The sequence below is a fragment of the Candidatus Arsenophonus nilaparvatae genome (assembly GCF_045346035.1).
Classification (GTDB): domain Bacteria; phylum Pseudomonadota; class Gammaproteobacteria; order Enterobacterales; family Enterobacteriaceae; genus Arsenophonus; species Arsenophonus nilaparvatae.
In genome coordinates this window covers 1,173,813-1,188,226 of sequence record NZ_CP158507.1, presented here as the reverse complement: position 1 = coordinate 1,188,226, position 14,414 = coordinate 1,173,813, and the positions used below count along the sequence as shown (strand labels likewise).

Below are 14,414 nucleotides of genomic sequence, written 5' to 3'. Positions count from 1 at the left end.
AAACTTATAATCAGTCATTATTAGCAATCGCTAATAAATTTTTCATTGCTTCCACCACATCACTATCTACACAATAATGAGTAAATTCATCCATCTCCATATTGGAACTCATCGTTACCCCTGCTTTGCGGTAGTTCATAGTCGATGGCATTACTCTCCCAGCAGATGTATGTACTTCCGGTAAACCTGCATCAATAAATTTCTGCAAATTTGACAATTTCACCCCAGCACCCGCCATGATTATCGGCCCATTTGGAGTTTTACTAGATAATGCATTTAATTCCTTCAATAACGGTAAACCACATTCCGCATTCTGCTGCTGGCCTGAGGTTAATATACGGGCAATACCGAGTTCTGTCAGCTGTACATAGGCCTGTTTTGGGCTAATGCACAATATCAAACGCACGATGAAAAGTAATCGCCATATCTCCAGATAATGCTTTTAAAATACGCATACGCGGTATATCAATATGCCCTTCTCGATTCAATATGCCATATACCACACCAGGAAAACCTAACTGCCTGATAAATTTAACATCATGTTTAATAGTTTCAAACTCACTATCGCTGTAACAAAAATCCCCTCCTCTAGGACGTACAATTGGATGAACGGGGATCTTTATCGTATCTTTAGCCTGTTTTAAACAACCATAACTAGGCGTTAATCCACCTTCAGCTGGACTGGAACAAAGTTCAATACGATCTGCGCCACATTTTTCCGCAATTAGCGCACATTCAGCTCCATAGCAGCAAATTTCCAGGGTTATCATAATACTGCCACCTCTGATTAATTATTGTTATTTCTATTTTTAATTATCAATTAATAAGCATACTATTCTGCAAATAAAATACCTGTTTTTCAAACAGTAATTGAGACAAGTAATTAATTTTAATGGAAAAGGATAATATTTTATTATAAAAGACCATTAACTTTTGATAACAAATTTTCAATATATTTTTAACTTTTCATGAAGATAAATTTTAATCTGGAAAATAAAGAGACTTAACATAGCCCTTTTTTTAAATTAATATTTCTAATCAAAATTGCAATTTTAGCAGCCGTGTGATTTTTTAAAGTTAGATAAATCAAAAATTCTCTATTGTCATTTAGCAAGATGATAAAAAGCGATCCTATCTGATATTATTTTTACAATAGAGTTATTGATCAAATAGTTGATAGTAGCATGTGAATAGCTAATTATGGTATAAAGCCAGCTATTTTTATCACGATCCTCATAGCTGTATCTGACTAAGTTGAATACGACAGCTATCTTCATCATTAAGGTAATCAGGTGAATATTCAGGCTCTTCTTTCAGAAAAAATTAGTAATGCATTAATTGCCGCAGGGGCTCCTAAAGGTAGTGAGGCTCATATCCGCCCTTCAACAAAAGCCCAATTCGGTGATTACCAAGCTAATGGTGTCATGTCTACAGCTAAAAAAATCGGCATTCCTCCACGTCAATTAGCTGAAAAAATGCTGCCGCTACTAAATCTGGAAAATATTGCCAGTAAAGTTGAAATAGCAGGACCCGGTTTTATTAATATTTTTCTTGATAAGCAATGGATAGCCGAACAAATTGAACTTACCTTGCAACATGAAAAATTGGCAATTAGCACCGTTACGCCACAAACCGTCATTATTGACTATTCCGCTCCCAATGTAGCAAAGCAGATGCATGTTGGTCATTTACGTTCTACTATCATTGGCGATGCTGTTGCTCGTACATTAGAGTTTTTAGGTCATAAAGTAATACGTGCTAACCATATCGGCGATTGGGGTACCCAGTTCGGTATGCTAATTGCGTACTTGGAAAAAGTTCAACAAGAAAATGCTACCGATATGGCTTTAGCTGATCTTGAGACTTTCTATCGTGAAGCTAAAAAACATTATGATGAAGATGAAAATTTTGCTGAACTTGCACGTAATTATGTGGTTAAACTACAATCTGGTGATGAATATTGTCGGAAAATGTGGCGCAAATTGGTCGATATTACCATGGCGCAAAATCAACACACCTATCATCGTTTAAATGTCACACTGACGGAAGACGATGTGATGTGTGAAAGCTTATATAATAATATGCTGCCTGATATTGTCGCTGATTTAACAGCTAAAAAGTTAGCCGTTAAAAGTGATGGCGCTATGGTTGTCTATCTGGATGAATTTAAGAATAAAGACGGTGATGCCATGGGGGTTATCATCCAGAAAAAAGATGGTGGTTATCTTTATACGACAACAGATATTGCCTGCGCTAAATATCGTCATGAAATGTTACACGCTGATCGGGTGTTATATTATATAGATTCACGACAACATCAACATCTAATGCAAGCTTGGGCTATTGTGCGTAAAGCCGGCTATATTCCCGATACAATGTCATTAGAGCATCATATGTTCGGTATGATGCTAGGTAAAGATGGTAAACCGTTTAAAACTCGAGCCGGCGGAACGATCCGGCTCGCCGATTTACTTGATGAGGCAATTGAGCGTGCCAGTGATCTTATCCGGCAAAAAAATCCAGCTATGCCAGAAAACGAGTTACAATTAATTAGTCAGGCGGTGGGTATTGGTGCAGTAAAATATGCCGATCTATCGAAAAATCGTACCACTGATTATATTTTTGACTGGGACAATATGTTAGCGTTTGAAGGTAATACCGCGCCTTATATGCAATATGCTTATACCCGTGTGGCCTCCATTTTTAAACGGGCTAATATTAATCCAACAGCACTAAGCGAGCCGGTGATTTTAGCAAATCAGTATGAACAAGCCTTAGCGACTCGTTTATTACAATTTGAAGAAACAATACTAACCGTTGCTCGCGACGGTTTACCCCATATTATGTGTGCTTACTTATATGATCTGGCAGGTTTATTTTCTAGTTTTTATGAACATTGCCCAATTTTAGGTGCAGAAAATAACGCATCAAAAGAAAGTCGATTAAAACTGGCATTACTGACGCAAAAAACCTTAAAAATTGGTTTAGACACATTAGGGATTGAAACGGTAGAAAAAATGTAATCCCTTATTAGACTATAGGCTGCCAGTAGTGCAGCCTGCTGTCCATGATGCAGCTTAAGACAAAATATTGTAGCGATAAAATGCAGACAGTTAAGCCAATATGATGCTCATAAAATAAAAGAAACAAACGATACGATCATTAATAATGCAACTATCGCAGTACATAAACCATATTTAAAATCGGTATCCATAACCTCACCTCACTATTCTCACTGTCTTAGTCATAAATTAATTAATGAAAAATCATTAAATGTCATAATATCATACAACAATAAAAGCTATTTTCTATTATATCATCTAGTAAAGATTGATTAATACTTTTGTTTTTACTGCAAATCAGACAAAATGATCAGTTTACTGATAACTTAATTATCTATTTTTATAGATCAATAACAGTAATTTTTAAACAATAGTAAAGGAATTGGGAATGACTCAGGGGTCTTTATAATCATGGCAACAATTAAGGATGTGGCAAAGCTTGCGGGTGTCTCAACTACTACCGTATCACATGTAATTAACAATACCCGTTTTGTCGCCGAAGAGACAAAAACGATCGTCAGGGCAGCCATTAAAACACTTAATTACTCTCCCAGTGCAGTTGCTCGTAGTTTGAAAGTTAATCATACTAAATCCATTGGCTTATTAGCCACATCTAATGAAGCCCCTTACTTTGCAGAAGTCATTGAATCAGTCGAAAACAACTGTTTTAGCCAAGGATATACATTGATCCTATGCAATTCGCACAACAACCTAAATAAGCAACAAGCCTATTTACAAATGTTAGCGCAAAAACGGGTTGATGGTTTACTTGTCATGTGCTCAGAATACCCCAACCAACTACTCCAGATGTTAGAGAAATACCGCAATATTCCAATGGTGGTGATGGATTGGGGGCAAGCCCATGGTGATTTTACCGATGTCATCATTGATAATGCAGTTTATGGTGGCTATCTTGCCGGGCGTTATCTTATCGAACGAGGTCATCGTGATTTAGGTATTATCTCTGGACCATTAAAACGCAATACCGGCAATGGCCGGCGGCAAGGTTTTCTCAATGCCATGCAGGAAGCTAACATCCAACCACATAATGAATGGATTGTCGAGGGTGATTTCGAACCAGCTTCCGGCTACGAGGCGATGAAACAAATATTAAGTCTCCAACAAAAACCGACTGCCATTTTCTGTGGCGGTGATATTATGGCGATGGGGGCTATCAGCGCTGCAAATGAATTAGGAATTCGAGTGCCACAAGATATATCTATTATTGGCTACGACAATGTGCGTAATGCGCGTTTTTTTACCCCAGCATTAACTACCATTCATCAGCCCAAAGAACGTCTAGGTCAAATGGCCTTTACCATGTTGCTTGATCGCATTATTAATAAACGCCAAGATGCGCAAACGATTGAAATACACCCAGAGCTTATTGAACGTCGTTCAGTTGTCGATGGTCCATTTATTGACTACCGAAGATGATCCCCGGATTTAAACGCTATCAATCAGTTAACCATTCAGCATTGAGTGTTTCGCTATTACCTAAATAATCCAGTAGCCAACTCAATGTTGGGGAACGTTTTTCTTCATTCCATATGATACAGCACGGACTATCAGGTAAGGGTTGCTTAATCTGCAATGTCTTTAATTCATTTTTGCGGCAAAGTTGCTCTACCCGATGTTTAGGCGCAAATCCTAAACATAATCCATTTTTTAAGCATGCTAAACCACTTTCCCAATCTGGCACAATAAGCCTTTTTTGGTTATCTAATGCCCAAGTATCTCGTTTTGGTAAGTAGCGAGAAGTATCTTCTAAACATAAACTGGGATAGAGACGTAATTGCTGATCGCTAATTAGACCGCTTATGTGTGCTAAAGGATGATTGATACTGACAACACATGACCAGGGCATAAATCCCATATCGCGGAAACTATATCTATCGCCAATCGGTGACACACGGGTTGCACCAATTGCTATATCCACTCGGCCATCGACTAATGCCTCCCATACACCATTATAAACTTCCTGCTGAATAAAAAGTTCAATATCAGAAAAATGGCGATAAAAATCTAATATTAATTGCAATATCCTATCTGGTTTAACTACCCGATCAATGGCAATACTAAATTGTCCATGCCAGCCATTTGCAATTTGTTGACACTGATGACGAGTTTCACGCATTGTTTTAATAATATTACGCGCATTTTTAACGAAGAATTTCCCAGCATCAGTAAGTACAACATCACGATAACGCCGTTCAAATAAAGGAACCGCCAACCACTCCTCCAGTTGCTTTACGGTATAACTGACCGCAGAGGGAACTCTATGTAACTCGGTGGCAGCTGCACTAAAACTGCCCGTTCTCTCAACGGCATCAATCACTTCCAGGGAATACTCTGACCACATAACCCTTCACCTATCAAAATATTTGATAACAATATGCAAATAATAACGCTTCACAACAAAAATTCATCTCTTATACAATAAATAGCGATGTTAAATATTATTTAATTTATTGATACCATATGAATAAAAATAACCCCAATCAAGCCAATTTTGGCTTTATGCTTTATCTTGCTGGTTTAAGTATGCTCGGCTTTTTGGCCATTGATATGTACTTACCGGCTTTTAGTATAATGCAACAACAACTCAACACCTCAGCAAATACCATTAGTGCAAGTCTTAGCCTATTTTTATGTGGCTTTGCCTTTGCGCAACTTAGTTGGGGGCCGCTTTCCGACCGTATTGGTAGAAAACCGGTTTTATTAATTGGCTTGTCTCTATTTATTATTAGTTGTTTGGCAGCACTGTGGATCACTAACGGCACACAATTACTTATTGTGCGATTTATTCAAGGTGTTGGAGTTTGCTCAACCGCAGTAATTTGGCAAGCTTTGGTCATCGATCGTTTTAGCGGTCAATATGCTAAACGGGTCTTTGCTACCATCATGCCTTTAGTTGCACTGTCGCCGGCATTAGCTCCCCTGTTAGGTGCCTGGCTTCTAACTGGTAATAACTGGCAAATGATATTTTTTGCCTTAGCTATCATTGGGATATTGCTTTTTCTGGCCACAATTTTGTTACAGGAAAAAAATATTCTGAAAAAACTGACAAAATAAAATCCACCACCACATTTATCACCTTTCTACATTCTGCTATTTTTAGCGGTAATGTATTAATTTATGCCGCCTGTAGCGCCGGTTTTTTTGCCTGGCTAACGGGATCCCCCTTTATTTTAACTCAAATGGGATATGATCCGCAGGATATAGGCATCAGTTATGTACCACAAACTATCGCTTTTATGTTCGGTGGCTATGGTGGACGTTATTTAATCGCCAAAATAAAAAACCAAATCTTGCTACCAATTATTCTTATCGGTTATGGAATAAGTGTATTTGTCATTTTTATCCTTGCTATCTATTCACAACCTAATTTATTTGCTCTATTACTGCCTTTCTGTTGTATGGCGGCGATGAACGGAGCTTGCTATCCTATTGTGGTATCAAATGCATTAAGTGTCTTTCCTAAAGACAGTGGTAAAGCCGCCGCTTTACAAAATACTCTCCAGCTTGGTTTATGTTTTGCCGCAAGTCTGGCAGTATCTAGCCTCATTGCCAATCCTTTATTAGCAACAAGCGGTGTTATGGTTGCCACTATTATTCCTCTGTTAATTGGTTACTGGCTGCAAAATAGAAAAGCTTCAATTAATACCAAGTCGGGAGCCTTCAAACAGTGAGAAAAATTTTTAAACAAACCCATGTTAGAATCTCTGACGTCAACTGACAGCGTATATTCTAGTCATGAGTAAAATTTTATTTATTGATCAAATGGGAAAGTCCAACTTTCCCATTTCAACGAAGATTGGTTGGCTTAAAATTACAATATCATCCATCTTAAGGTATAAAACAAAATATTAAGCTGTTATTTTAAACTGAGATAAAATCAATAGCGGTAGGAATTTCCCTCCAACTCAATAGGAAAGAAGTTGATGTGGATGAGGGCCCAAATCCGAACAGAATAATCAAATCATCAGGAAAAAGATCTGCACTCGTATTCAATTCTATCAGTGCGAAAAAATTTTGCGCAGGCCCCAAACCACCATATTTATCAAATAGGGTTAAAACTTTATCTTCACTTATTTGAAGAACTTTTGCTGCTGCCTCAGCGACCCAAGACGTTGGATCATAAATGTGAAAATATCGAATATCACTAATATCTTTACCAACATTGCGACACAATTGATAGCAGCTATTAAAAATTGTTTTAGGCAGTTTAGAAAATATAGATCTGCCAGATCCCTTGATAGATTCGACATGATTATCAATAAATATTAAGGGATCATAATCATAGGTTTGAATTGTCTTACTATGGACAAGGGAAATACCTGAGTCGTAACCAAGAATAGCGCAGGCAGCACCATCGCTTAATAAAGAACTTACTGGGTCTTCAGCAGAAAACCAATGAGCATAATTACAGCCAGCGAGTACTGTTACTTGCCTATACTTTGCATTAGAAAACTGGCTCCAACCTAACTCAAGTGCAGTCATTCCACCAGACGTGCCCAAATTGACAGGAATAACCGGACAAACAATATTTAACTGCCGAACAATAGCAATAACTTCTTCATACAGGATGTTCCCAGGCCAAACCAGATTAATAATAATACAATCGAGCTGATTGATATTCATATTCACCTGGTCTAAAGCTTTAGATAAGCAATTTACCATTAATTTAGTCACCGCGTCCTTCTCATCCAGTCGCCATAAACTACGTTTACCAGGTAAATAATTGTCATTTGTTGAAAATATTGTCCTTTTATTATTTTCTCTTAATATGTTTTGCTGCTGATTTGGTAATGCACCAGCACAGGAAATTAACGAAATATTATTAATCATCTATAAATCCTTTAAGCGTTTCAATCCTATCTTTAAGCGGCGGAACTGCATTTTTATCAATTCTGACATCAATTACTGCTGGGTTTCTATTTTTGATCGCCGCAACAATAGCATCCTCTAATTGTTGAGAATTATTGGCCTGATAACCATCTGCCCCTAAAGCACGACCAAACAAGGCAAAATCAGTCACTGGTATATCGCAATCGAGTGGGTCGCTATTTAACATTTCTAGCCCTTGACGGCACATATTATAGCTGCTGTCATTCATCACCAACCAAATGGCAGCAAGATGATAGCGCACTGCTGTGCTGACTTCATTTGCCATTAACATAGCACCATCACCAATAATCCCAATTGCACACTCTTTAAAACCAGCTGCAATACCAACTAATCCACAAGCATAATGCCCCATAGCCCCAAATGCAGTCCCTAGCCGATAACGCCCAGATTGAGAAAATTTCAGGTAGTGACTTGCCCAAAAAAATGAGTTTCCAGCCTCGGCAGCTATGTAGCAGTTATTCTTATTAATCGCGACACGCTGAATGATATTCATAACCACTAATGGATGGATAACTTTATCAGAATCATTATTATCTTTAATAATATAATCAACAAATTCAGCCATCAGAGCTGGGTATTGAACAGCTGGTTTATGAATTACCTTATTCTGAAGTGCACTAAGCAAAGTTTCAGTAAAGCATTGAATGTTACTTTTAAAAACAATCGCATTAGAAGGAAGATTATTTCTTACTTTATCTGCCTCCAGACCGACATAAAATAAATCTATATTGCTAAAATTTTTTTGTAAATAAAATGCGCTCAGTTCGCTAAGACGACTCCCCATAATTACAACCACATAGCGAGAGCTATCACCAGTTATCTGCTTAGTTATTTCTTTACTAATAGAACCTATCCCAGTAGTTCCTACAGAGGCCAGACTATATTCGGAAATGATACCTTTACCTCTCGGCGTTGTTATAACAGCAGAGTTAGTCAATTCAATAATTTTTTGGATATTGTTCCCTGCATACCTGGCTCCAAAGCCTAGCCAGAATAAAGATTTTTTTGCTAATAAAATTTCTATAAGCATAGAAAAATCTATAGAAGAAACTATGTTAGTAAGATTAGCTGTGGTTGGAATATCCGCTAATATGCGTTTTTTTATTGTTAATGTTTGTACTACAGTAGTTAAAAAAACACCGATAACAAAATGTTTATTTGACGCAACTAGTTTCTGGATATCTTCTCTGGCTTGTAAATATTCATCTTCATTTTTAATAACAAATACTTTATCTAAATATCCTTGCCCATCATCCTGCACAAGGGTATTCACATTTAACACTGTTGTTTCCTGCGTCCCCCATAATCCATCATGATATTCTGTGGTAACAGCTGAGATAAATATCACTCTGGCTCCATCAAGCTTTGCCGTTTTTAACCCTGTCAATGCATTACTTATTCCCGGGCCTGCTGTCGCAAAAGATATAGATATTTTATTATGACAAAGACTATATTCTGAAGCGCAAAACACGCTACCCGCCTGGGTGCGGCAATGTATAACATTTATTTTTTTTGATCTAGTAAGCTCTTGCCATATCGGCACTATAAAACCGCCAGATATCCCAAATGCTAAATCAACACCTAAAAATTCGATTAACTCTACCAAATCACGGGCAATTGTTATTTTCATTGTAACCTCTAATAATTTGAATAGATTAAAATGTTCACGCTAGAACTCAAAATTACGATAAAACCACACCACTTTGGTATCCGTTGCTGAATTCCTTCACGTTATCTTTTTGAATTCTTGTTTTTCTATTGGTCACACTATTGTCATTAGCGTTGCTTATGGTTTTCTATCTCAATGATAAATTCTATTGGTTTTTTTGCATTAGCTTGCTGAATGAGGGAATTTACAATCACTATCAATTACTTATGAAGAAAATGAAATAGCAGTCATTTGACAATTTCATTCAATAGCTCAGTCATACTTCTTCTATAAAGACGCTTTTGAATGAGCAATAGCCTGAGCTAGGAAAGGAAAGATAAAACAATTAGCCAACTTGTCTTGGCGAGCCATTTTGAGTGAAGCGATTTGATGTTTATCGAAGAGCTTATTTGCAGATATCACTTAGTTACAGATAAGTAAATTAAACATAGGAAACCACTTTTGACATTAACGCTTTTCTAATAAGAAGAAACCTTGGTCGATTGTTTATCAAATCCTGTTTCTTCTTTTAGCTATTAATTAACTTAATTAAAATAGTGTGACGACTATTTAAAATACGCTCTATGATTATATTTTTTGGGCCATCACTCGCTCAACAGTATCAACTACCGCTTGGGTATGGGCATCAATTTCAATATTAACCTTTTCTCCAAGACGCTTTTCTGCAATTGTGGTGCGCGCAATGGTTTCCGGGATCAGATGGACACAAAAACGATTATTGACCACATCTCCTACAGTTAAGCTAATTCCATCAACGCCGATAAAGCCCTTATGCAAAATATATTTCATTAATTGTTTATCATGCACATAAAACCAAATTTGGAGATTATTTTCAGCTTTAAAAATTTTGGCTACTTCGGCAGTAGTAATGATGTGACCCGACATAACATGGCCACCAATTTCATCACCATATTTTGTTGATCTTTCTAAATTAATCATATCGCCTAATTTTAAACTGCCTAAGTTTGTCAGTCGCAAAGTCTCCTTCATTAAATCAAAACTCACCTTATCGCCATCAATATGGGTAACAGTTAAACAGCATCCATTATTAGCAACAGAAGCACCTGTTTCTAAATCTGCGAGTAATTCAGTGGGAAATTGGACAGTATAAGTACGAAAATTAACGCTATCTTCCACCGCAACTAGTGTTCCTTTTCCTTTCACAATGCCTGTATACATATATTGAGTTCCCAATTTTAATAAAAGATTAAAACTCATTCTACGCTAGTTATGCTAGATAAGCACTCTAGAAACAATAAATATGGCAGCTTTCTATCTATTTATAGCTATAACTTCACCAAATCGATACAATAAGCAAATTTTTAAGGGTTCAATTCTTTTCGTTTTCTATTCATTTTCAATAAGGTATATGGTGGGTGAATAAATATTTTAAAGAGGCACACAGCCTATTAGCATTAGGTATTCCAATTATTCTTGCTCAATTCTCACAAACCGCAATGGGTTTTGTCGATACAGTAATGGCTGGTAAAGTCAGTGAAATAGATATGTCAGCCGTTGCGGTAGGAACGTCTATCTGGTTACCTGCTATTTTGTTTGGCCACGGCTTATTAATGGCTTTAACACCAGTGGTAGCGCAATTAAATGGTTCAGGCCGACGTCAAGTTATCGGCAATCATATACAAAAAGGCTTATGGCTAGCTTTCTTTTTATCACTTTTGGTCATGGCTGTTATTTATAATGCTCACCATATTATAAATAATATGCCTAATATTGATCCTGAACTGGCAAATAAAGCGGTGCGGTTTCTGCGTGCTATTATGTGGGGAGCACCAGGTTATCTTTTTTATCAAGTTTTACGTAGTCAGTGCGATGGGTTATCTAAAACAAAACCCGGTATGTTTATTGGTTTCCTCGGTTTATTTATTAACATACCTATCAACTATATTTTTATCTATGGCCATTTTGGGGCACCAGCTCTTGGTGGCGTCGGCTGTGGGGTAGCCACTGCCTCGGTATATTGGGCTATGTTTCTTTTTATGCGCTGGTATATACGCCATACTCCTTCACAACGTGATATCCGTGCTAATAAACAGTTTGCATTACCTGACTTCTCTTTATTGAAGCGCCTGTTCGCGTTAGGTTTACCTATTGGTCTAGCCTATTTCTTCGAAGTCACTCTGTTTGCTATTGTCGCCTTACTGGTCGCGCCATTAGGTATTATCGCTGTCGCAGGACACCAGGTAGCTTTAAATTTTAGTTCGTTAATGTTTATGTTTCCTATTTCTCTTGGTATCGCAGCAACGATCCGGGTCGGTTATAATTTAGGTAGCGCTTCAACGGAAAAGGCAAAAATATCCGCCTATGCCAGCATTATGGTAGGTTTAACGGTAGCTTGCTGCACCGCAATTGTGACAGTGTCACTTAGAGAGCAGATCGCATTAATGTATAATCGCAATCCGGAAGTCGTCCTATTGGCTTCACAATTGATGTTATTCGCTGCTATCTATCAGATTTCCGATGCTATTCAAGTCATTGGCGCCGGTATATTACGCGGTTATAAAGATACCCGTTCAATTTTCTTTATCACTTTCATTGCTTACTGGCTGCTCGGCCTACCAACAAGTTATCTACTTGGTTTAACTGACTTTATTGTGCCGCATCTGGGACCAAAAGGTTTTTGGATCGGTTTTATTATTGGCTTAACCGCATCAGCTATCATGATACTTTCTCGCATATTGTGGCTTCAACGTCAGCCAAACGAATTTGTATTACGACATTCCTCTCGATAGCTATGTTGTCAAACGGGTATAAGGTATAAAAAATGAAAAATTGCGCTTTTATGCTAAATAGCATTAAATACGAGCAGTTAGACGTAAAATTGCATTTTTTCCCTTGCCAGAACGGCAACTGCTCGTTAATATTCGTTTCCATATTATCGCCATAGCAATTTTTATTGCGTCCGTAGCTCAGTTGGTTAGAGCACCACCTTGACATGGTGGGGGTCGGTGGTTCGAGTCCACTCGGACGCACCAATTGTTAGCGATATTTTTATCTAGTGCGTCCGTAGCTCAGTTGGTTAGAGCACCACCTTGACATGGTGGGGGTCGGTGGTTCGAGTCCACTCGGACGCACCAATTCTGTTTATTCCCAATACCATTTTCAAATTGTAAAGTCAGCCAGCCTGCTTCGATTGGTAATGAAAAAGCGCGGTTACGCTTTTTCATCCAACAAATGATCACTTAACCAGATTTATTTGTATTAAATAGCCCGCTGTGAAAAATCTCGCAAACGAAAACCAAAAATAAACAACGCAGCAAAGTAACTCATTGCACCGGCAAAAACCACCAGTAACAACCGCGTGATCCGCACCAGCATATTTCCCTGCTCCCATGGCGGCATAAAATTTAATAGCAACAACAATACCGCTACCATAACAATTAAAGCGGCGATTAACTTGAGCAAAAATTTTCCCCAACCAACTAAGGGAGAAAAAATTGCCTGGCGACGTAACTGCCAATACAGCATCAAAGCATTAAAGCATGCCGCTAAGCTAATTGATAAGGCCAATCCTGCATGTTTGAGCGAACCAATAAAGGCAAGGTTCATTAATTGTGTCAAAATTAAGGTAATAATCGCGATTTTAACCGGTGTTTTAATATCCTGTCTCGAATAGAACCCTGGCGCTAATACCTTAACGACAATTAACCCCATTAAGCCGACACAGTAAGCAATTAATGCCCGTTGAGTCATTACCGCATCGTAGGCGGTAAAATTGCCATACTGAAAAAGTGACACTGTCAACGGTTCGGCTAGAATAGCCAGCGCAATCGCGCATGGTAGCGCTAATAAAAAGCAAAGCCGTAACCCCCAGTCCATTAGGCGCTGATATTCTTTATGATCACCGGTTGAAAAACTCTTCGCTAGCGAAGGTAATAAAATAGTACCAAGTGCTACTCCTAAAACACCGGTAGGGAGCTCCATCAATCGGTCAGCATAATACATCCACGAGACAGAGCCTGATTGTAAAAATGAGGCAAAAATAGTATTAATAATTAATGAAATCTGACTTACAGAAACACCAATAATCGCCGGCCCCATTAACTTCAATACTCGCCACACACCGCTATTGCGAAAAGAGATACGCGGTAAAACTAACATGCCAATTTTTTGTAAATAAGGTAATTGATACAGCAACTGTAAAATACCACCGGCAAAAACTCCCCACCCTAACGCTATAATAGGTGGTTCACAATATGGCGCCAACAACAGTACTGATATAATCATACTGATATTAAGTAAAGTAGGCGCAAAAGCAGGAACAGAAAAACGGTTCCACGTATTTAAAATAGCACCAGCCAACGATGCTAAAGAGATCAATAAAATATAAGGAAAAGTGATTCTCAATAAACGAACGGTTAAATCAAATTTATCCGGTGTATCAGTAAAACCGGGGGCCGTAATATAAATAATCCATGGTGCCGCTAATATTCCTGCCAATGTAACGATGGCCAAAATTAATGTTAATAAACCGGAAACATACGCAATAAAAGTGCGAGTAGCCTCATCACCTTGCTGGTTTTTATATTCTGCTAAGATAGGGACAAATGCTTGGGAAAATGCGCCTTCGGCAAAAATTCGGCGCAAAAGATTTGGTAATCGAAAAGCAACAAAAAATGCGTCTGTCGCCGCTCCAGCACCAAAAAAACGCGCGATAATCGCATCACGAATAAATCCTAAGATGCGGGAAAACATAGTCATAGAGCTTATCGCTGCTAACGATTTTAGTAAATTCATGCAATAACTTTATAATG

General features: G+C 38.0%; 8 protein-coding genes, 2 tRNA genes and 2 pseudogenes. 6 read left to right on the top strand and 6 right to left on the bottom strand.

All coding sequences use genetic code 11. The features are described from left to right. Nucleotides 1-10: 10 nt before the first annotated feature. A pseudogene (gene cutC / locus WH390_RS05755) lies at nt 11-770 on the bottom strand (copper homeostasis protein CutC). A gap of 522 nt (nt 771-1,292) precedes the next feature. On the opposite strand from cutC, the gene argS reads away from it, so the two are divergent. Both argS and purR read left to right on the top strand, forming a co-directional pair. Then, nucleotides 1,293-3,023 carry an arginine--tRNA ligase gene (argS, locus tag WH390_RS05750; protein WP_406850700.1) on the top strand — a complete coding sequence of 577 codons (1,731 nt, stop codon included), beginning with the start codon at nt 1,293-1,295 and terminating at the stop codon, nt 3,021-3,023. Nucleotides 3,024-3,473: 450 nt separating this feature from the next. After that, nucleotides 3,474-4,499: an HTH-type transcriptional repressor PurR gene (purR, locus tag WH390_RS05745; protein WP_032115911.1), complete on the top strand. Its 1,026-nt coding sequence runs from the start codon at nt 3,474-3,476 to the stop codon at nt 4,497-4,499. A gap of 19 nt (nt 4,500-4,518) precedes the next feature. Here the strand turns inward: purR and punR are convergent, their stop codons facing one another. Then, a complete protein-coding gene (gene punR / locus WH390_RS05740; RefSeq protein WP_406850699.1) occupies nt 4,519-5,424 on the bottom strand; it encodes a DNA-binding transcriptional activator PunR in 906 nt (301 codons plus the stop codon). Nucleotides 5,425-5,543: 119 nt separating this feature from the next. Here punR and punC point away from each other — a divergent pair. Then, nucleotides 5,544-6,754: pseudogene (punC, locus tag WH390_RS05735) on the top strand (purine nucleoside transporter PunC). A gap of 190 nt (nt 6,755-6,944) precedes the next feature. Here the strand turns inward: punC and WH390_RS05730 are convergent. From WH390_RS05730 to WH390_RS05720, 3 genes are all read right to left on the bottom strand, one after another. Then, complete coding sequence (locus WH390_RS05730; protein ID WP_032115913.1) at nt 6,945-7,913, bottom strand: 3-oxoacyl-[acyl-carrier-protein] synthase III C-terminal domain-containing protein; 969 nt, start codon at nt 7,911-7,913, stop codon at nt 6,945-6,947. Beyond that, nucleotides 7,906-9,603, bottom strand: coding sequence for a thiamine pyrophosphate-binding protein (locus tag WH390_RS05725; RefSeq protein WP_032115914.1), 1,698 nt, complete (start codon nt 9,601-9,603; stop codon nt 7,906-7,908). The genes WH390_RS05730 and WH390_RS05725 overlap by 8 nt, the downstream gene beginning before the upstream one ends. A gap of 606 nt (nt 9,604-10,209) precedes the next feature. Next, complete coding sequence (locus WH390_RS05720) at nt 10,210-10,821, bottom strand: riboflavin synthase (RefSeq protein WP_032115915.1); 612 nt, start codon at nt 10,819-10,821, stop codon at nt 10,210-10,212. Nucleotides 10,822-11,018: 197 nt separating this feature from the next. Here WH390_RS05720 and WH390_RS05715 point away from each other — a divergent pair, with 197 nt between their 5' ends. The 3 genes from WH390_RS05715 to WH390_RS05705 all read left to right on the top strand — a co-directional run bounded on the left by WH390_RS05715 (nt 11,019) and on the right by WH390_RS05705 (nt 12,737). After that, on the top strand, nt 11,019-12,392 hold the full coding sequence (locus tag WH390_RS05715; protein ID WP_032115916.1) for an MATE family efflux transporter: 1,374 nt from the start codon (nt 11,019-11,021) through the stop codon (nt 12,390-12,392). Between the two features lie 166 nt (nt 12,393-12,558). Then, nucleotides 12,559-12,635 (top strand) — tRNA-Val (locus WH390_RS05710). Between the two features lie 25 nt (nt 12,636-12,660). Next, nucleotides 12,661-12,737: transfer RNA gene (locus tag WH390_RS05705), tRNA-Val, on the top strand. Nucleotides 12,738-12,861: 124 nt separating this feature from the next. On the opposite strand, the gene murJ is transcribed toward WH390_RS05705, so the two are convergent. Then, nucleotides 12,862-14,397, bottom strand: a complete 1,536-nt coding sequence (gene murJ / locus WH390_RS05700) for a murein biosynthesis integral membrane protein MurJ (RefSeq protein WP_032115917.1) — start codon at nt 14,395-14,397, stop codon at nt 12,862-12,864. Nucleotides 14,398-14,414: the final 17 nt, after the last annotated feature.